The 17,038-nt window shown below is 69.0% G+C and carries 21 protein-coding genes; 5 read left to right on the forward strand and 16 right to left on the reverse strand.

The features are described from left to right. Positions 1 to 158 precede the first annotated feature (158 nt). Positions 159 to 803 (forward strand): response regulator, encoded by a 645-nt coding sequence (locus HWY45_RS14545; protein WP_059882361.1) that lies wholly within the window; start codon positions 159 to 161, stop codon positions 801 to 803. A gap of 30 nt (positions 804 to 833) precedes the next feature. Here HWY45_RS14545 and fliR read toward each other — a convergent pair whose 3' ends face one another. From fliR to HWY45_RS14590, 9 genes are all read right to left on the reverse strand, one after another. Then, positions 834 to 1,616, reverse strand: coding sequence for a flagellar biosynthetic protein FliR (gene fliR / locus HWY45_RS14550; RefSeq protein WP_059882359.1), 783 nt, complete (start codon positions 1,614 to 1,616; stop codon positions 834 to 836). A gap of 28 nt (positions 1,617 to 1,644) precedes the next feature. Further along, the gene (gene fliQ, locus HWY45_RS14555) at positions 1,645 to 1,917 is read right to left on the reverse strand and encodes a flagellar biosynthesis protein FliQ (protein WP_017334727.1); all 273 of its coding nucleotides are present in this window, start codon (positions 1,915 to 1,917) and stop codon (positions 1,645 to 1,647) included. 16 nt (positions 1,918 to 1,933) lie between these two features. Further along, positions 1,934 to 2,692, reverse strand: coding sequence for a flagellar type III secretion system pore protein FliP (gene fliP, locus HWY45_RS14560; protein WP_059564656.1), 759 nt, complete (start codon positions 2,690 to 2,692; stop codon positions 1,934 to 1,936). Positions 2,693 to 2,774: 82 nt separating this feature from the next. After that, positions 2,775 to 3,329: a flagellar biosynthetic protein FliO gene (gene fliO, locus HWY45_RS14565; protein WP_059882358.1), complete on the reverse strand. Its 555-nt coding sequence runs from the start codon at positions 3,327 to 3,329 to the stop codon at positions 2,775 to 2,777. Beyond that, positions 3,326 to 3,820: a flagellar motor switch protein FliN gene (gene fliN / locus HWY45_RS14570; protein ID WP_059882356.1), complete on the reverse strand. Its 495-nt coding sequence runs from the start codon at positions 3,818 to 3,820 to the stop codon at positions 3,326 to 3,328. Before fliN ends, fliO begins: the two co-directional genes overlap by 4 nt. Next, positions 3,813 to 4,811, reverse strand: coding sequence for a flagellar motor switch protein FliM (gene fliM / locus HWY45_RS14575; RefSeq protein WP_059564659.1), 999 nt, complete (start codon positions 4,809 to 4,811; stop codon positions 3,813 to 3,815). Before fliM ends, fliN begins: the two co-directional genes overlap by 8 nt. Positions 4,812 to 4,832: 21 nt before the next feature. Further along, positions 4,833 to 5,369: a flagellar basal body-associated protein FliL gene (fliL, locus tag HWY45_RS14580; RefSeq protein WP_059564660.1), complete on the reverse strand. Its 537-nt coding sequence runs from the start codon at positions 5,367 to 5,369 to the stop codon at positions 4,833 to 4,835. Positions 5,370 to 5,549: 180 nt separating this feature from the next. Continuing rightward, the gene (locus tag HWY45_RS14585) at positions 5,550 to 6,272 is read right to left on the reverse strand and encodes an LrgB family protein (protein WP_059564661.1); all 723 of its coding nucleotides are present in this window, start codon (positions 6,270 to 6,272) and stop codon (positions 5,550 to 5,552) included. Between the two features lie 37 nt (positions 6,273 to 6,309). Further along, positions 6,310 to 6,765 (reverse strand): CidA/LrgA family protein, encoded by a 456-nt coding sequence (locus HWY45_RS14590; protein ID WP_059810912.1) that lies wholly within the window; start codon positions 6,763 to 6,765, stop codon positions 6,310 to 6,312. Between the two features lie 138 nt (positions 6,766 to 6,903). On the opposite strand from HWY45_RS14590, the gene HWY45_RS14595 reads away from it, so the two are divergent. After that, positions 6,904 to 7,830 carry a LysR family transcriptional regulator gene (locus tag HWY45_RS14595; RefSeq protein ID WP_059810913.1) on the forward strand — a complete coding sequence of 309 codons (927 nt, stop codon included), beginning with the start codon at positions 6,904 to 6,906 and terminating at the stop codon, positions 7,828 to 7,830. Between the two features lie 20 nt (positions 7,831 to 7,850). Here HWY45_RS14595 and HWY45_RS14600 read toward each other — a convergent pair whose 3' ends face one another. From HWY45_RS14600 to HWY45_RS14615, 4 genes are all read right to left on the reverse strand, one after another. Continuing rightward, positions 7,851 to 8,237, reverse strand: a complete 387-nt coding sequence (locus HWY45_RS14600; protein WP_059564664.1) for a type II toxin-antitoxin system VapC family toxin — start codon at positions 8,235 to 8,237, stop codon at positions 7,851 to 7,853. Beyond that, the gene (locus HWY45_RS14605) at positions 8,234 to 8,482 is read right to left on the reverse strand and encodes a type II toxin-antitoxin system Phd/YefM family antitoxin (protein WP_059882355.1); all 249 of its coding nucleotides are present in this window, start codon (positions 8,480 to 8,482) and stop codon (positions 8,234 to 8,236) included. The genes HWY45_RS14600 and HWY45_RS14605 overlap by 4 nt, the downstream gene beginning before the upstream one ends. Positions 8,483 to 8,598: 116 nt before the next feature. Beyond that, complete coding sequence (locus tag HWY45_RS14610) at positions 8,599 to 10,167, reverse strand: DHA2 family efflux MFS transporter permease subunit (RefSeq protein ID WP_059564666.1); 1,569 nt, start codon at positions 10,165 to 10,167, stop codon at positions 8,599 to 8,601. Between the two features lie 146 nt (positions 10,168 to 10,313). Beyond that, positions 10,314 to 10,802: a MarR family winged helix-turn-helix transcriptional regulator gene (locus HWY45_RS14615; protein WP_059564667.1), complete on the reverse strand. Its 489-nt coding sequence runs from the start codon at positions 10,800 to 10,802 to the stop codon at positions 10,314 to 10,316. A 164-nt stretch (positions 10,803 to 10,966) separates the two neighbouring features. Between HWY45_RS14615 and HWY45_RS14620 the strand changes: the two genes are divergently transcribed. Continuing rightward, positions 10,967 to 11,245 (forward strand): hypothetical protein, encoded by a 279-nt coding sequence (locus HWY45_RS14620; protein ID WP_059564668.1) that lies wholly within the window; start codon positions 10,967 to 10,969, stop codon positions 11,243 to 11,245. A gap of 214 nt (positions 11,246 to 11,459) precedes the next feature. Continuing rightward, a complete protein-coding gene (locus HWY45_RS14625) occupies positions 11,460 to 13,016 on the forward strand; it encodes an efflux transporter outer membrane subunit (RefSeq protein WP_059882353.1) in 1,557 nt (518 codons plus the stop codon). Positions 13,017 to 13,036: 20 nt separating this feature from the next. Here HWY45_RS14625 and gspN read toward each other — a convergent pair whose 3' ends face one another. After that, positions 13,037 to 13,825: a type II secretion system protein N gene (gspN, locus tag HWY45_RS14630; protein WP_059564670.1), complete on the reverse strand. Its 789-nt coding sequence runs from the start codon at positions 13,823 to 13,825 to the stop codon at positions 13,037 to 13,039. 31 nt (positions 13,826 to 13,856) lie between these two features. Beyond that, positions 13,857 to 14,360, reverse strand: a complete 504-nt coding sequence (gene gspM, locus HWY45_RS14635; protein ID WP_059564671.1) for a type II secretion system protein GspM — start codon at positions 14,358 to 14,360, stop codon at positions 13,857 to 13,859. Positions 14,361 to 14,473: 113 nt separating this feature from the next. Here gspM and HWY45_RS14640 point away from each other — a divergent pair, with 113 nt between their 5' ends. Beyond that, positions 14,474 to 15,607, forward strand: a complete 1,134-nt coding sequence (locus HWY45_RS14640; RefSeq protein WP_059882351.1) for an RNA-guided endonuclease InsQ/TnpB family protein — start codon at positions 14,474 to 14,476, stop codon at positions 15,605 to 15,607. Between the two features lie 59 nt (positions 15,608 to 15,666). Here the strand turns inward: HWY45_RS14640 and gspL are convergent, their stop codons facing one another. After that, positions 15,667 to 17,037, reverse strand: a complete 1,371-nt coding sequence (gene gspL, locus HWY45_RS14645; protein ID WP_059882349.1) for a type II secretion system protein GspL — start codon at positions 17,035 to 17,037, stop codon at positions 15,667 to 15,669. Position 17,038 lies beyond the last annotated feature (1 nt).

A 17,038-nucleotide genomic window follows, 5' to 3' on the forward strand; every position in this document is an offset into this window, starting at 1 on the left:
GGTTTGAGTCATTATTCATGCGCTTATCCATGAATAATCGCGCCTTCCTTCGATTCGCCCGCGCACGAACTCCGGAAAAGCAGGCTGCTCTCCCACCGGCGCCGTGGCACAAGGCGTCGCCGTATCGATGATCGACGAAGCATTTTTCAATTCGAGATATGAATGCAATATCCGTCGCCATTGCCGACGACCATCCCGTGGTACTGGAATTACTCGATCGCCTGCTGGAACGGACGCCGCCGTTTCGCGTCACGCATACATGCCGCAGCGGCACCGCATTGATCGCCGCGCTGATGCAGGCCCCGGTCGACATCGCCGTCGTCGATTATTCGATGAGCCGCGGCGAGCGCCCGCTCGACGGGCTTCCGCTGCTGCGCAAACTGCGCAGCGTCGCGCCGCGCACGCGGTGCGTGATGTTTACCGCGCAGTCGAACCCCAGCGTGCTCGCGGCGGCGCTCAGGCTCGGGGTGGCCGCGATCGTCAGCAAGGAAGACCCGATCGACGAGATCGTCCGCGCGTGCCGGCGGCTCGACGCGTCCGGCGCCTGCTACCTGTCGCCGACGGTCCGCGCCACGTTCGAGCGCGGCGACGCGGGCCCGCCCGGGCAGGAATCGGCGCTCACGGCCCGGGAACTCGATGTCGTGCGGCTGTTCGCGTCCGGGCATACGCTGCAGGACATCGCGAACCAGCTCGGCCGCTCGGTCAGCACCGTGTCGACGCAGAAGCACACGGCGATGCGCAAGCTGCAGGCCGATACGAACATCCACCTGATTCGCTATGCGTACGAAAACGGCCTGATCTGATTGCGCCGCGCGCGTTGCGGCGCATGCGCGTCAGCGCAGGCCCGCGACGACCCGGCCCATCGTATCGAGCCCCATGTCGAACAGCCGGCCGAAGAACGGCACCATGTTCGGCACCATCAGCTGCACGAGCAGCAGGCCGACCAGCATCGTGACCGGGAAGCCGACCTGGAAGATGCCGATTTGCGGCGCCGCGCGGTTCAGGATGCCGAGCGCGAGGTTCGCGATCAGCAGCGCCACGACCACCGGCAGCGCGAGCAGCAGCCCCATCTGGAACACCGCCGCGCCGGACGCGGCGAGCGTGCGCCAGCCGGGCGCGTGCAGCAGGTCGGCCGAGATCGGCAGCGTCTGGAACGACGCGGTGAGCGCGGCGAACACCTGCAGGTGGCCGTCGAACGCGAGGAAGGCGAGCAGCGCGACCGCGTTCAGGAAGCGGCCCATCACCGGCGTCGCGCCGTTCGAATGCGGATCGAAGAAGGTCGCGAAGCCGAGGCCCATCGACAGGCCGATCGCATCGCCCGCGGCCTGCGCGGCGGCGAACACGACCTGCATCGTGAAGCCCATCGCGACGCCGATCAGGAACTGCGTGACGATGATCCAGATGCCCTGCGCGGAAAACACCGTGGCGGCCGGCAGCGGCCCGAGCGTCGGCGCGACGACCAGCGCCATGAACGCGGCGAGGCCGACCTTCGCGCGCGCGGGCACCGACGGGTGGCCCGTCACCGGCGCGGTCGCGACCAGCGCGAGCATCCGCACGAACGGCCACAGGAAGGCCGTGAGCCAGACGTTGAGCTGCGCGTAGGTGACCGAGAACATCGCCGGAGTCGAGAAGCGGGCGCGCCGCTCAGCCCACGCCGAGCGTCGCGACGTGCAGCAGCGTCTGGCGCAGGTAGTCGAGCAGCGTCGTCATCATCCACGGGCCGGCGATCACGAGCGTCGCCGCGACCGCGAGCAGCTTCGGGATGAACGACAGCGTCGATTCGTTGATCTGCGTCGCCGCCTGGAACAGGCTCACGACGAGGCCGACCGCCAGCGCGACGAGCAGCAGCGGCGCGGAAATCAGCAGGCCGATCATCATCGCCTGGTGCGCGAGCGTCATCACTTGTTCGGGCGTCATCGCACGCTCCCCGGGGTCAGGCGAAGCTCTGCGCGAGCGAGCCGAGCAGCAGCTGCCAGCCGTCGACGAGCACGAACAGCATCAGCTTGAACGGCAGCGACACGGTGGACGGCGACACCATCATCATCCCCATCGACATCAGCACGCTCGCGACCACCATGTCGATGATCAGGAACGGGATGAAGATCGTGAAGCCGATCTGGAAGCCCGTCTTCAGCTCGCTCGTGACGAACGCGGGCACCAGCAGCGACAGCGGCACGTCCTCCGGGCCCTGCATCGGCCCGGCCTTCGAGATCTTCGCGAACAGCGCGAGATCGGTCTCGCGGGTCTGCTTCAGCATGAAGGTCTTGAACGGCGCGACGCCGCGCTGCACCGCCTGCTCCATCGGCACGCTGCCGTCGGAGAACGGCTTGTAGCCGTCGTTGTACGCGCGGTCGAGCACCGGCGACATCACGAAGAAGGTGAGGAACATCGCGAGGCCGACCAGCACCTGGTTCGGCGGCGTCGACGCGGTGCCGATCGCCTGGCGCAGCAGCGACAGCACGATGATGATGCGCGTGAAGCTCGTCATCATCAGCAGCATCGCCGGCAGGAACGACAGCATCGTGAGCAGCAGCATCGTCTGCACGCTCAGCGAGTAGGTCGTGCCGCCGTTCGGGCCCGGGGCCGCGTTGAAGGCCGGCAGGCCCGCCTGCGCGCACGCGAGCGCGGGGGCGAGGCCGAGGATCAGCACGGGCGCGAGTTGCGCCGCGCGGCGCAGGAAGACGTGTTTCATCGAAGTGCGGTGTAGGGAAGAGGGCGCGCGGGCCGTGGCGGCGCTGGGCGCCGGGCGGGCGGCGTCGCGGCGCGGCGGCATGTCAGCGATCCTTGTCGCGCCCGAGGCGTTTCGCGGCTTCGCCCGCGAGCGCGCTGCGAAAGCGCTGGCCGAACGTGCCGTGCGGGCCGCCGCCGCCGGCGGAGGGCGCGGCGCCCGCCGGGGCGTCCGCCGCCATGGCCGCGGCCGAGCCGGCCGGCAGCGTGTGCAGCAGCCGCACGTTGCCGGGCGCGACGCCGAGCACGAGCCAGGTGTCGCCGATCTCGACGATCGTCGCGCGCTCCTTCGTGCCGACCGCGACGCTCGACACGACCTTCAGCGGGCCGCCGCGCCCCGCCGGCTGGAAGCCGAAGCGGCGCGCGAGCCACGCGCAGCCGAACACGAGGCCGATCACGAGCGCGAGCCCGACGAGCGTCTGCAGCACCGCGCCGACGCCGAGCGACGGCGCGGCCGAGCCGACCACCACGCTCGACGCGATCTGGCCCGCGTGGTTCACCGCGTTCATGTCCGCGGCGGCGGCCGTGCCGGCGTGCAGCGCGACGGCGGCGGCGCAGGCCGCGAACGCGATCGCGCGGCGGCCGGACGGCGCGCAGGTCATCGATTCAGCTTCCGGATGCGCTCGGACGGCGTGATGATGTCCGTCAGGCGGATGCCGAACTTGTCGTTGACGACCACCACCTCGCCCTGTGCGATCAGGCAGCCGTTCACGAGCACGTCCATCGGCTCGCCGGCCATGCCGTCCAGCTCGACGACCGAGCCCTGCGCGAGCTGCAGCAGGTTGCGGATCGCGATCTTCGTGCGGCCGAGCTCCACGGTCATCTTGACCGGGATGTCGAGGATCATGTCGATGTCGTTGTGCGTCGCGTTCGACGCGGCCTTCGACAGCGGCTGGAACACGCCGGCGCCCGTCGCGCTGGCCGGCGCCGGCTGCTCGTTCTGCTCGGCGAGCGCGGCGGCCCAGTCGTCCAGGCCCTGTTCGCCGTCGGCGTCGGCCACGGCCACGGCAGCCGCCGCGGGGGCCGTCTCCACCAGCGCGGCGTCGGCGAGCGCTTGCGGGTCGAGCTCGGGTGTCGGATTCAGCTCACTCATATCCACCTTCCTTCAGTGCGTCGGCCGCGCTGATCATCTTCTGCACGCGCAACGCATATTGACCATTGAAAATCCCGTAACCGCATTCCATCACCGGCACGCCGTCGACCTTCGCGGTGATCGTGTCCTCGATCGCGAGCGGCAGCACGTCGCCTGCGCGCAGGTTGAGGATCTGCTCGAAGGTCACCGGAATCTCGGCGAGATTCGCGCTCAGCTCGACCTCGGCCGACTGCACCTGCTGCGACAGCACGCGCACCCAGCGGCGGTCGACTTCGAGCGCCTCGCCCTGGATCGGCGACGCGAGCACGTCGCGGATCGGCTCGACCATCGAGTACGGCATGCAGATGTGCAGCGTGCCGCCCGTCGGCCCGAACTCGATCGAGAACTGGGTGACGATGACGATTTCGTTCGGCGTCGCGACGTTCGCGAACTGCGTGTGCATTTCCGAGCGCACGAACTCGAACTGCAGCGGCCGCACGCTCTTCCATGCGGTCGTGTAATGCTCGAACACGAGGTTCAGCAGCTTGCCGATGATGCGCTGCTCGGTCGCCGTGAAATCCCGGCCCTCGACGCGCGTGTGGAAGCGCCCGTCGCCGCCGAACAGGTTGTCGACGACGAAGAACACGAGGTTCGGGTCGAACACGAACAGCGACGTGCCGCGCAGCGGCTTCACGTGCACCAGGTTCAGGTTCGTCGGGATCGGCAGGTTGCGGGTGAATTCGCTGTACTTCTGCACCTTCACCTGGCTGACGGAAATCTCCGCCGTGCGCCGCATGAAGTTGAAGATGCCGATGCGCAACAGCCGCGCGAAGCGGTCGTTGATGATCTCGAGGCCGGGCATCCGGCCGCGGACGATCCGCTCCTGCGTCGCGATGTTGTACGGGCGAACGCCGGCCGACTCGCGCTTGTCGTCATCCGCGTCGGCTTCGCCCGTGACGCCCTTGAGGAGTGCATCGACCTCCTCCTGGGACATGAACTCCGAGTGGCCCATCTGCGTTCCTTTGTCGGCGAGTTACTGAACGACGAACTCGGTGAACAGCACGTCGTCGACCTTCGCATGCTGGTTGCCCGGCTGCGTCGGCTGCTCGATCAGGCCCTTCAGCTCGCCGGCGAGCGCGCGCTTGCCGTCGGGCGTCGCGAGTTCCTCGGGACGCTTGTTGCTCAGCGCGAGCAGGATGCGGCTGCGGGTTTCCGGCATCCGCGCGGTCAACTGCTCCTGCGCCTTCGGGTCGGTGAGCTTCAGCGACAGGCCGACGCGCAGGTAGTGCTGGATGCCGTCGTCGGACTGCAGGTTCACGGTGAGCGGGTCGAGCGGGAAGAACACCGGCGCGGCCAGCGGCGGCGGCTCGACGGGCCCGCTCGCATGGCCGACGCCCTGCTTGCTCAGGAACACGTACATGCCGCCCGCGGCGGCAGCCGCCGCGCCGAGCGTGATGACGGCGAGAAGCGCGATGCGCTTGAGCTTGCCGGACGAAGCGGGCTTGTCGGCGGGCGGATTTGCGGTCGTGGAGGCCATGTGAATGCGTGCGTGGTGACTCGTAGCATGCATTGTTCGGCATCCGGCCCGAAGCCGATGGGCGGAAAAGAGGGGGGAATTGCGGCTATCTCAGGCGATTGTCGGGCGGGGGGCCCGGCCGGCGGCGGGGAAACGGGGCATGATCGCCGCGGGCGGGCCGACGCCCGGGGCAGGGTGGCCGCACACCGCGCGGTGCGCGGCGGCGGCGCCTGATCAGATCGGCAGCAGCGACAGCAGCGGCGCGAGCAGCACCATCGCGACACCCGCGATCATCATCGTCAGGCTCGACACGACGCCTTCCTCGCTGCCGATCTCGCGCGCCTTCGCGGTGCCGACCCCGTGCGCGGCCGCGCCGAACAGCGCGCCGCGCGCGAGCCGCGTGCGCATCGGCACGAGCGCGAGCACGATTTCGCCGAGCAGCATCCCGCAGATGCCGGTCGCGATCACGAACAGCGCGGTGAGATCCTTCGGCGCATGGATCTTGTCGGAGACGGCCAGCGCGAACGGCGTCGACACCGAGCGGGTCATCAGCGAGCGCTGCAGCTCCGGCGACAGGTGCAGCAGCTTCGCGAGCAGCAGCGACCCGCACACGCCGGCGGCGATGCCCACCGCGACGCCGACCGACAGCGACAGCCAGTGGCGGCGGATCAGGTCGCGATAGTCGTAGATCGGCACCGCGAACGCGATCGTCGCCGGGCCGAGCAGCCACATCAGCCAGCGCGTGTCGCGGAAGTAGACCGAATACGGGATGCCCGTCAGCGCGACGAGCGCGACCAGCACGCCGGGCACGAACACGAGCGGCGAGAACAGCAGCGTCTTCTTGTACGCGTAGAGCCGCTTCGACGCGAAGTACAGCGCGACCGTCAGCACGAAGCAGCCGACGGAGATCGCGGCATTCGTCTGGTCGGCGGACAGGGTCGGCAGCGCGGCAAACATGAGGCGGATTCCGGGAGTGGGGAGGGGCGGGCGGGGATCAGGCGCGCACGCGGCGGCGCTCGGCCACCACGCGCTGCACGACGAGCCGGCGCTCGAGCTTCGCGGCGAGATCGACCGCGACGGCCACCGCGACCATCACGAACGCGGTGCCGGCGACCACCACCAGCGCGAGCCGCCAGCCGTCCTCGCGGAACAGCCCGCCATACTGCACGGCGGCCACCGCGGCCGGCACGAAGAACAGCAGCATGTCGGACAGCAGCCAGTTCGCGCCGTCCTTGACCCACGCCGGCGCGACGCGGCCCGAGAACAGCAGCACGAGCAGCACCGCGAGGCCGATCACGCCGGACGGCACCGGCAGCCCGACCGCACGCACGGCCCAGTCGACCGCCATCCACAGCACGCCGAGTGCGGCGGCCTGCAGCACGATCCGGCCCGTGCGCGCAACGTTGCCCGAAGCGGCGAGGTGGGCGGCGGTGGCGGTCGGTGTGGTCATGGCGGGCTCCCTGCATGTTTCATTGATGATGGGAGTATAGGGTTTCCCCTAACCATAAATAAAATGACTTGTCTCTATCCTTGTCATTCCAATTCGGAATTCGCTTTGTGTTCGCCGCACCAACCTGGGGAGTGATCGATGGAATTGCGCGCGCTGCGGTACTTCGTCGAGGTGGTCCGTCAGCAGAGCTTCACGGCGGCCGCCGACCGCCTGTTCGTCACGCAGCCGACCATCAGCAAGATGGTGAAGGCGCTCGAGGACGAGATCGGCTCGCCGCTGCTGCTGCGCGACGGCCGGCAGATGGTGCTGACCGATGCCGGGCGGATCGTGTTCCAGCGCGGCCAGGACGTGCTGGCCGCGCAGGCGCAGCTGCAGTCGGAGCTGAACGACCTCGGCACGCTCGGCCGCGGCGAGCTGACGATCGGCATCCCGCCGCTCGGCGGGTCGCTGTTCACGCCGATCATCGCCGCGTACAAGCAGCGCTACCCGAACATCGAGCTGAAGCTGTTCGAGCAGGGGGCGCGCATGATCGAGGCGGCGCTGATGTCGGGCGAGCTGGAGCTGGGCGGGCTGCTGGAGCCGGTCGATCCCGCCGTGTTCGACCGGCTGCCGATGGTGCGCGCGCCGCTGTGGCTGGTCGCGCCGCGCGAGTCGCGCTGGGAGGATCACGCGGCGGTGCCGCTCGCGGATCTCGCGCGCGAGTCGTTCGTGTTCTACGCGGAAAGCCTTGCGCTGCACGACGCGGTGCTCGACGCGTGCCGGCAGGTCGGCTTCACGCCGTCGATCGTGAGCCGCAGCGGCCACTGGGATTTCATGGCCGCGCTCGTGCACGCGGGCGTCGGCATCGCGCTGCTGCCCGAGCCGTATTGCCGGCGCCTCGACGTGGGGCAGTTCACGTGCCGGCCGATCGTCGAGCCGGAGATCACGTGGGCGATCGCGCTCGGCTGGCTGAAGAAGGGTTATCTGTCGCACGCGGCGCGTGCGTGGCTCGACGTCGCGCGGGCGACGCTGCCGGTCGCGCCGGTCGACGATCTCGCGTTCGGCGGGTTGCGGGCGCGGGAGTGAGGGGCGGGCGCGGCGCGCGATCAGACGTGCTGGACGGGGCCTGGATACCGGGCAACGGTGTGGTCGTGCGTGAGCAGGGTGACGCCCTCCGAAATCGCCTGCGCGATCAGCAGGCGATCGAACGGGTCGCGATGAACCGGCGGCAACTGCTCGACCGCGAGGACGTGTGTGCTGGTGATCGGCAGCTCCACATAGCCGGCGTCGAGCAGATTGCGGCGAAGGACATGTGGCTCGACCTGAAAATCGTCTCGATCCAGCCCGCGCTTGATGACGATCTCCCAGAGACTCACCACGCTGAAGAGCAGGGTATGGGCGGAATTCTCGATGAGCGCACGGGCGCGGCTCGGCAGCTCCGCCGCATCAGCGGCGGCCCAGAGGATCAAATGGGTGTCGAGCAGCAGTTTCACGCGTCGCCCTCGAACAGCTTCCGGATGTCGTCCCCGCCCATCGAGTCGAAATCGTTCGGAACGCTGATCTGTCCCTTCATGAAGCCAATCCGACTCGGCGGAGCCGGTTCCCGCGTATCGATCGGCACGACTTTGACAAGCGGCTTGCCGGCTTTTGCGATGACGAACGGCTCGCCGGCATGCACGGCCTCGTCGATCAGACGCGACAGGTTCGTTTTCGCTTCATGCATGTTGTAGGTCTGCATTGCACCCTCCAAATGAACTAAGTCCAGTTAAATCTGAGACTTAGTTTATTTGAGCAATGCGAGCCGCGCAATCGTCCGGAAGATATAGGACACGCCCCGCGACGCCGCCCCACCCATCAATGCCCCATCGCCGGCCCCGCGCCCTTTCTCGGCTTCGTGATCCACACGAGCGCCGCGAGCGCGATGAACATGATCGCCGACAGATGGAAGAAGTCGTTGGTGGCCATCATGAAGCCCTGCTGCGTGACGATCTGGTTGAGCTGCGCGTTGGCCGTCTGCCCGACGATGCCGAGCTGCGACAGCGCGCCCTGGTAGTCGGTCGTGTTCTGCGCATAGACGCTCACCGATTCCGACAGCCGCGCGTGGTGGTAGATCGCGTCGTTCTCCCAGAACGTCGAGCTGGCCGCGGTGCCGATCGCGCCGGACAGCGTGCGCAGGAAGTTCGACAGCCCCGACGCGCTCGCGAGCCGGTCGTCGGAGATGCTCGACAGCGTGATCGTCGTCATCGGCACGAAGAAGCACGCCACGCCGATCCCCTGCACGAGGCGCGGCAGGATCACGTGGTTGAACGGCACGTCGAGCGTGAACGTCGAGTTCCAGATCGACACGCCGGCGAACACGATGAACGCGAAGCTCGCGACCATCCGCAGGTCGAGCCGGTGCATGTTGCGGCCGATCAGCGGCGACAGCACCAGCGCGAGCAGCCCGACCGGCGCGGTCGCGAGGCCGGCCTTGCCGGCCGTGTAGCCCATCACCGTCTGCAGCCACAGCGGGAAGATCACCACCGAGCCGAAGAACGCCATGAAGCCGAACGAGATGATCAGCGCGCCGAGCGCGAAGTTGCGGTCCTTGAAGAGCGTGAGGTCGACGACGGGCTCCTTCTCGGTCGCCTCCCACACCAGCATGAACGCGAGCGACACCACCGCGATCAGCGCGAGCGCGACGATGAACGACGAGCTGAACCAGTCGCGGTCCTTGCCGAGGTCGAGCATCATCTGCAGGCACGACACGCCGATCACGAGCAGCGCGAGGCCGACCGCGTCGATCCGCTGCTTGGTCGTCTTCGTCTCGCGGCCGCGCAGCAGGAAGTACGCGCAGGCCGCCGAAAAGATGCCGATCGGCAGGTTGATGTAGAAGATCCACGGCCACGTGTAGTTGTCGCTGATCCAGCCGCCCAATAACGGGCCGAAGATCGGCGCGACGATCACCGTCATCGCCCACAGCCCGAGCGCGAGCCCGCGCTTCGCGGGCGGGTAGCTGCGCATCAGGATCGTCTGCGACAGCGGCACCATCGGCCCCGACACGAGCCCCTGCAGGAGCCGGAACGCGATCAGCGTCTCGAAGTTGGTCGCGAAGCCGCACAGCGCCGACGCGATCGTGAACGCGAGCACCGACAACGTGAAGAGGCGCACCTCGCCGACCCGCCGCGCGAGCCAGCCGGTGAGCGGCACTGCGATCGCGGACGCGACCGAGTACGACGAGATCACCCAGGTGCCCTCGCTCGTCGCGACGCCGAGGCTGCCCGAGATGGTCGGCACCGCGACGTTCGCGATCGACGTGTCGAGCACTTCCATGAAGGTGCCGAGCGCGAGCCCGATGGTGAGCAGCGCGAGCGTCCCGCCGGATAGCGGCGCGGGTTCGGCGGGACGGGAGGCGGGAGCGGCGGAAGCCGTGGTGGCGGACATCGGAATCTCCTAGGTCAGATCGCGCCCGGGCGCGGGCCGGCGGAATCGACCGGACGACGGGCGAACGGTGAAGTGTGACTTGTCATCATCTGCCCAGACAGACATATAAACGAACGTTTAACTCAGACATCGGCCCCTCCTGTATGTCAGCAGCCCGGTGCGCCGGGCGCGTCGCACGCGAGCGTGCCGGGGCCGTTCGCGATGAAGCGCTGCAGCAGGCCCGTGAGCAGCGCGAGCTCGTCGGCCGAGAAGCCGGCGAGCTGCGCGTTGAGCGCGGTCGCGATCACCGACGGCAGCGCGCGGGCCGCCTCGGCGCCGTGCGCCGTCAGCGACAGCTCGATCACGCGGCGGTCCCGCTCGCTGCGCGCCCGGGTGATGAAGCCCTTGCGCTCGAGGCGGTCGAGCAGCCGCGTCATCGAGCCGCTGTCGTACGACATCTTGCGCGACAGCTCGAACGGCGTGCGCGCGTAACCGCGCGACAGCAGCAGGATCACGCCGATCTGCTGCGCGGTCAGGTCGAGCGGCTCGAGCGCGCGGTCCATCCGCTCGACGAGCGCCTGGCGCGCCTTCGTCAGGTAGTAGCCGAGGCTCGTTTCCAGCTCGATGCTGGCGGGATCGTAAAGGCCGTCGTTCATTCGATTGCGCGTGCTGCAACAGTGTCTTGACGGAAAAACGCGCCCAGTATCTTGAAAATTGATTGCTTAGTCAATATTATTTCAGGCAACCAGTTACGACGTGCGCCTGCACTGCCGGAGACGATGTTCTGACCTGCCTTGCCCGCGTTGCCGGGCCCCCGAGGATGTTCGCGATGCTGTTCCTGAAAAATGCCGCCGGCGCACTGCGCCGCAACCTGACCGATACCGCTCACCATGTATTCTCCGGGCCGCACCGCGGCTGGAAGATCGCGCTGTACGTCGCGATGCTGGTGTTGCCGGGCGGATCGCTCGCGGCGCTCGGGTTCGCCTGGTTCGATCATCGCCGGCAGCGGGGCGCGAAGGGCGCGCGCCAGGGCGAACGCAAGGCCGCCGCCACGGAGCCGTCGTCATGGCGCGCGGCCGCCATCGAGCCCGCCCGCTGACGCCGGGCCGCGAGCGCGCGCCGCGGCCGGCGCAAGCGATGCGTAATGCCCGGTAAACCGGCCCGCCGCGCCGGTAACACATTCCTGCCGCCGCGCGCCTTACCCTAACGGCTGCGCGGCTTTCCCGCCGTCAGTTACCATTTGTCCGCCTGCGGCCTGCCGGCCGCCCCACGCAGGTTCGCCAGCCGGCCTCGCGTCCAGACAGGAAACCACCATGCCGTACGCCCCCTCCCCACGCGAGCGCCGCCCGCTTGCCGCCGCCGTCGCCTTCGCGGCCGCCGTGCTGCTGGCCGGCTGCGCCGTCGGGCCCGACTATCACCGTCCCGACACGCCGATGCCGGCCGCGTTCAAGGAAGCACCCGCGGGCTGGAAGGTCGCGCAGCCGGCCGACCGCGCCGATCGCGGCGCGTGGTGGACCGTCTACGGCGATGCCGAGCTGAACACGCTGGTCGACCGGCTCAACGCGTCGAACCAGACCATCGCGCAATCGGCGGCCGCGTACCGGCAGGCGCGCGCGCTCGTCGACCAGGCGCGCGCCGCGTATTTCCCGACCGTCGGGCTCACCGCGTCGGGCTCGCGCGCCCGCACGCCGCGCTCGTCGCTGTCGTCCGGCTCGTCGTCGAGCGGCGGCGGCAGCTCCGGGTCGATCAGCAACAGCTACAGCGTCGGCCTCGACGCGTCGTGGGAGCCCGACCTGTGGGGCAAGGTGAGCCGCACGGTCGGCGCGCAGCGCGCGGGCGAAGCGGCGGCCGCGGCCGACCTCGCGAACGCGCGGCTGTCGCAGCAGGCGACGCTCGCGCAAACCTACTTCCAGCTGCGCACCGCCGATGCGCTGCAGAAGCTGCTCGACGATACCGTCGCGTCGTACCAGCGCTCGCTGCAGCTCACGCAAAACCAGTATGCGCAGGGCGTCGCCGCGCGCGCGGACGTGATCCAGGCGCAGACGCAGCTGCAGAGCGCGCAGGCGGCGGCGATCGACAACGGCGTCGCGCGCGCGCAGTACGAGCATGCGATCGCGACGCTGATCGGCGAGCCGGCGTCGACGTTCTCGCTGGCGCCGCTTCCGCTCACCGCCGAGCCGCCCGTCACGCCGGTCGACGTGCCGTCGGCGCTGCTCGAGCGCCGGCCCGACATCGCGGCGGCCGAACGCCGCGCGGCCGCGGCCAACGAACAGATCGGCGTCGCGATCTCGGCGTTCTTCCCGACGCTCACGCTGTCCGCGCAGGGCGGCGTGCAGAGCTCGGTGTGGTCGAACCTGTTCACGCTGCCGGCGCGCTTCTGGACGGTCGGCCCGCAGCTCGCGGCGACGCTGTTCGACGCGGGCCTGCGCGCCGCGCAGACGGACGCCGCGCGCGCGACCTACGACCAGGATGTCGCCGCCTACCGGCTCGCGGTGCTGACCGCGTTCCAGGACGTCGAGGACAACCTCGCGTCGCAACGCATCCTCGCGCAGGAAATCGACGTGCAGCGGCAGGCCGTGGACAGCGCCGAGCATGCGCTCGCGATCGTCACGAACCAGTACAAGGCGGGCACGGTCGGCTACCTGAACGTGCTGACCGCGCAGACCACCGCGTTCACCGCGCACCAGAAGCTCGCGACGATCTCCGGGCAGCGGATGGTGTCGTCGGTCGGGCTCGTGAAGGCGCTCGGCGGCGGCTGGGACGTGTCGCAGATGGCGCGCGAGACGGGCAGCGTGGCCGCGCCCGCGCCGGCAAGCGGCGCGATGCCCGTGGCGTCGGCCTCGTCGGCCGCACCGGCCGCGCAGAAGTAGGCAGGGTGGGTGACGCGGCGTCAGCGCGCCGCGTCACCGTAGATCAGCGACACCGACCCGTCGCCGATCGGGTGGCCGAGCAGGTTCAGCAGGCCCGCGAGGTTCGCGAGCTGCTCGGGCGCCGCATGCGCGGTGCCGCGAAACGATCCGCCGCCCGCGCCGAACGTGCCGTGCCCGTCGAGAAACAGCGGGCCCTTGGCCGTCGTCAGGTCGAGATCGGCGCCCGCGCCCTTCGCCTGCAGCACCGCGCGGTACGAGCCGAGCGGCTTCACGCGCGACACGCGCGAGCTCATCTCGTCGATCGTCACCGTCAACTGGCCGAACGCGTTGCTGCCGATCAGCCGCCAGTCGCTCCAGCCGAGCCGCACGTCGCCTTGCAGGTCGAGCGTGTTGAACGGCGTGCCGAGCCCGGCGAGCAGCGACGCGGGCACCGCCATCGCGCCCGCGGACAGCACCGCGCCGCGCCACGTCGCGTCGAGCGTGACCGGCTCGGGCATCGCTTCGGTCTGCCGCATCTTCATCTGCACGCGCCCGGTCAGCAGCGGCCAGAAGCCCGTCGTCCATTCGACCCGCCCCGGCAGCAGCGTCGCCGTGCTTTGATCGGCGCCCGGCGCGAGCATCAGCGCGCCCGAGCCGCGCCACACCGAGCCTTCCGGCTCGACGAGGTTCACGTGCCCGCCCGTCGCGCGCGCGAACTGCGGCGCGATCCACGCGGCGGGCGCGAGCGCGACGAGCGTGACGACGCTCGCGGCGCCGCCCGCCACGATCCACGGCAACGCGGCCACGAGCCGCTTCAACCCGGGCCTCATCGGCGCTCCGCCGCTGGCGCCACCGGCCGCGTCATTTCTGCGTGGACGGCTGCATCACGGCCGTCAGGTCGACCTGGCCGTCGTCCTTCAGCGCACTCACGTGCGCCTCGCCGACCTGCACCTTGAACTGCTTGCGCGCGTCGTCGAGCCATTGGGTCCACGCCGGGAACGACACGTTCTTCATCTGGATCTGCACGCCGGTGCCGATCACCTGGGTCTGCGCGCCGGGCATCCCGTGGTCGGACAGCGACGCCGTCAGCGCATCCTTCAGCGCGACGCCGGTGGGCGCGACGCCCTGCGCGGCGGCCGCGAGCGAGCGCGCCTCGTTCGCCTGCGCGGTCATCTTCGCGAGTTCGTTGCGCATCGTCGGCAGTTCGCGGGTGATGCGCGCGCGGCCTTCCTGCGCGGGCGACCACAGCACCGAATACGCGATCGCGACGGCCAGCACGGCGCCGCCCCAGCCGAGCAGGTTCTTTTCCCGCGGGGTGCGCTCGCCCCAGAATTGCGCGAGGGTCTGGTTCAGTTCGGCCTTCATGAGGTCTGCTCCGAGAAACCCCGTCTTTCAGGGCGGGGAGTGAAAGGGGTGCGGCCAAGTGGCCGCTTCTCCAAGGCTTGCGGCTCATACGAGCCTATGACATGGTGTAGCGCATGGATATCAAGCGTGCCTACCGATTCCGGTTCTACCCGACGCCCGAGCAAGCAGCGATGCTTGCCCGGACATTCGGATGCGCGCGCTTTGTGTACAACCACATGCTGCGGATGCGAAACGATGCGTGGCAGCTGCGCCAGGAACGTATCGGTTATCACGCAACCTCCGCCGCGCTCACCGCGCTGAAGAAAACGCCAGAACATGGCTGGCTGAACGAAGTCAGCTCAGTACCGCTCCAGCAGGCGTTGCGCCATTTGCAGACGGCGTTCGCGAACTTCTTTGCCAAGCGCGCAAGGTATCCAAACTTCCGGCGCAAGGACGGTGCGCAATCGGCCGAGTACACGACGAGCGCGTTCAGATGGGATGGCACGTCGCTGAAGCTGGCGAAGATGGAGGCGCCGCTCGCGATCCGCTGGTCGCGCAGGATTCCGGCGGGAGCGAAGGTGACCACCGTCACGGTGTCGAAGGACGCCGCAGGCCGATACCACGTATCCCTGCTTTGCGACGACGTGGTTTGCGCAAAATCCGCCTCAACCGGCACGGTCGGTATCGACCTCGGGTTGACAGATTTTGTCGTTCTTTCGACCGGCGAGAAGATCGCTGCGCCGAATGCATTTCGCAAGAACGAAGCCAGGCTCGCCAAGCTGCAACGAAGGCTGGCAACGAAGCAAGCAGGCTCCGCCAATCGCAGGAAGGCGAGACTCAAAGTCGCACGCATGCACGCCCGGATAGCAGATTCCCGCAGGGATTTCCTGCACAGGCTATCGACCCGATTGATCAACGAAAACCAAGTGATCGCGATCGAAAGCCTTGCTGTCCGCCACATGCTGAAGAATCGACGACTTGCGAAATCGATCAGCGATGCCGGCTGGTCGGAATTCGTGCGGCAGCTGACGTACAAGGCCCAATGGTACGGCCGCACGTTAATTGGGATCGATCGCTGGCACCCCTCCAGCAAACGCTGCGCCGATTGCGGGCATACCGTCGCCAGCCTGCCGTTGAAGGTGCGATCGTGGAATTGTCCGGGATGCGGAAAGAACCACGATCGCGACGTCAACGCCGCACGCAACGTTTTGGCCGCCGGACTGGCGGTGTCAGCCCATGGAGAAAGCGTAATGCCCATGTCTCTTTGAGGCGATGTCGGGTTGCATTCGGTGAAGTGGGAATCTTCTTCCTTTAGGGAGGAGAGTAGTCAAGAGCGGCTCCGGATGGTCCATTTACCCGTGCTGCTGTCGACTTCGCCGGCGAGCCCGTTGCGCGCGAGGCGCTGCGTGAAGTCGGGATCGACCTTCACGGTGGGCTTGAAGCCGACGTCGAGCCGCCGGTCGTGATAGTCGAGCGACGCGATGCCGTTCAGCGGCAGCGTGCCCATCGAACGCGACAGCCCGCTCGCGAGCGCGAGGAAATCGTTCGGCGACAGCTCGCCCGCCGCGAGGCGCAGCTGGTCGAGCTGGCGCTGCATCTGCGCGGGCGGATCGAGCACCGTCGTGGTTTTCGGGAACGCGGACAGCAGCGTCTCGGTGATCTGCGCGGACAGCGCGTCGCGCTCCCGCGACAGCTTCCACCAGTGCAGGTTCATCCCGATCACTGCGACGCCGAGCGTCGCCGCCGCGATCGCGATCGGCACGCGCAGGCGCTTGAGCGTCGCGCGGTCGAAGCGCCACGGCTGCGACTCGAATTCGAACTGACACAGATCGAAACGCTCGGCCGTCGCGCGGCGCGCGAACGTCTCGAACGGCAGCGGCGCCGCGCCCGGCAGCAGCGCTTCGGCGTCGGCCCCTTTGACCGACGCGAGACGCGGCTCCGCGCCCGGCTCGCCGAGCTCGTACAGCTCGACCGGCGCACCGCCCGCGAGCGCGGCGAGCGTGCCGGCCGCGCGCTGCGCGGGCGCCGCGAAGCCTTCGCCCAGCGCACCGCGCGCGATCGCCAGCTCGAGACGCGGCGCGCCGGACGGGCCCGGCTGCGCGCCGGCTTCGACGAGGATCGGCTCGACCGACGCCGCGACGCCCAGCACCGCGGCCACCGCGGCCGGGCGCGCCGGCGGGGCGGCGTCGCCGTCGGCCGCGATGGCGTCCGCTTCGGCCCCGGGCGCCGGATCGGCCGCCACCGTGGTGGCGACCAGCGGCGACGGCAGGCAGCGCGTCGCGGGCACCGCGCTCAGGTGGCGGTGGCCGGCCGCGGTGAACGCGTCGCAGATCGTGCGGAACCACGCGCGATCGACGACCGCCAGCACGCGGCGCCCGTCGGGCAGCGGGGCCGGGTCGACCGCGATGTGGCAGCCTTGCGGATCCTGGATCAGCTGATCCTCGACGATGTTCGGCAGCGCCTGGCGCAGCTTCGGCCCCTTGAGGGGCGGCATCGTCGCGGCCAGCAGCAGCACGTCGCGCGCGGCGACCACCAGCACCGTCGCTGCCGCGCGCGGCAGCAGCGTGAGCGCGGCGCGGCCGGCGCGCTGGGTGTGGCCGCCCTTGTCGACGAGCATGAACGGCAGCTCGGGCCATTGCCATTCCTGCAACGGCACGGCGGGCTCGCGCGGCGGCAGTAAAACAATCAACGTGCTCAAG

It is taken from the genome of Burkholderia stagnalis, assembly GCF_902830275.1.
Classification (GTDB): domain Bacteria; phylum Pseudomonadota; class Gammaproteobacteria; order Burkholderiales; family Burkholderiaceae; genus Burkholderia; species Burkholderia stagnalis.

Coding starts and splice junctions, on each gene's coding strand:
- HWY45_RS14610 (WP_059564666.1), bottom strand. CDS start 10,167: ATGTCCGCCACCACGGCTTCCGCCGCTCCCGCCTCCCGTCCCGCCGAA.
- HWY45_RS14590 (WP_059810912.1), bottom strand. CDS start 6,765: ATGACCACACCGACCGCCACCGCCGCCCACCTCGCCGCTTCGGGCAAC.
- HWY45_RS14625 (WP_059882353.1), top strand. CDS start 11,460: ATGCCGTACGCCCCCTCCCCACGCGAGCGCCGCCCGCTTGCCGCCGCC.
- fliP (WP_059564656.1), bottom strand. CDS start 2,692: ATGAAACACGTCTTCCTGCGCCGCGCGGCGCAACTCGCGCCCGTGCTG.
- fliL (WP_059564660.1), bottom strand. CDS start 5,369: ATGCATGCTACGAGTCACCACGCACGCATTCACATGGCCTCCACGACC.
- fliR (WP_059882359.1), bottom strand. CDS start 1,616: ATGTTCTCGGTCACCTACGCGCAGCTCAACGTCTGGCTCACGGCCTTC.
- HWY45_RS14615 (WP_059564667.1), bottom strand. CDS start 10,802: ATGAACGACGGCCTTTACGATCCCGCCAGCATCGAGCTGGAAACGAGC.
- gspM (WP_059564671.1), bottom strand. CDS start 14,360: ATGAAGGCCGAACTGAACCAGACCCTCGCGCAATTCTGGGGCGAGCGC.
- HWY45_RS14595 (WP_059810913.1), top strand. CDS start 6,904: ATGGAATTGCGCGCGCTGCGGTACTTCGTCGAGGTGGTCCGTCAGCAG.
- fliM (WP_059564659.1), bottom strand. CDS start 4,811: ATGGGCCACTCGGAGTTCATGTCCCAGGAGGAGGTCGATGCACTCCTC.
- fliQ (WP_017334727.1), bottom strand. CDS start 1,917: ATGACGCCCGAACAAGTGATGACGCTCGCGCACCAGGCGATGATGATC.
- HWY45_RS14605 (WP_059882355.1), bottom strand. CDS start 8,482: ATGCAGACCTACAACATGCATGAAGCGAAAACGAACCTGTCGCGTCTG.
- gspN (WP_059564670.1), bottom strand. CDS start 13,825: ATGAGGCCCGGGTTGAAGCGGCTCGTGGCCGCGTTGCCGTGGATCGTG.
- HWY45_RS14545 (WP_059882361.1), top strand. CDS start 159: ATGAATGCAATATCCGTCGCCATTGCCGACGACCATCCCGTGGTACTG.
- HWY45_RS14620 (WP_059564668.1), top strand. CDS start 10,967: ATGTTCGCGATGCTGTTCCTGAAAAATGCCGCCGGCGCACTGCGCCGC.
- fliN (WP_059882356.1), bottom strand. CDS start 3,820: ATGAGTGAGCTGAATCCGACACCCGAGCTCGACCCGCAAGCGCTCGCC.
- HWY45_RS14585 (WP_059564661.1), bottom strand. CDS start 6,272: ATGTTTGCCGCGCTGCCGACCCTGTCCGCCGACCAGACGAATGCCGCG.
- HWY45_RS14640 (WP_059882351.1), top strand. CDS start 14,474: ATGGATATCAAGCGTGCCTACCGATTCCGGTTCTACCCGACGCCCGAG.
- fliO (WP_059882358.1), bottom strand. CDS start 3,329: ATGACCTGCGCGCCGTCCGGCCGCCGCGCGATCGCGTTCGCGGCCTGC.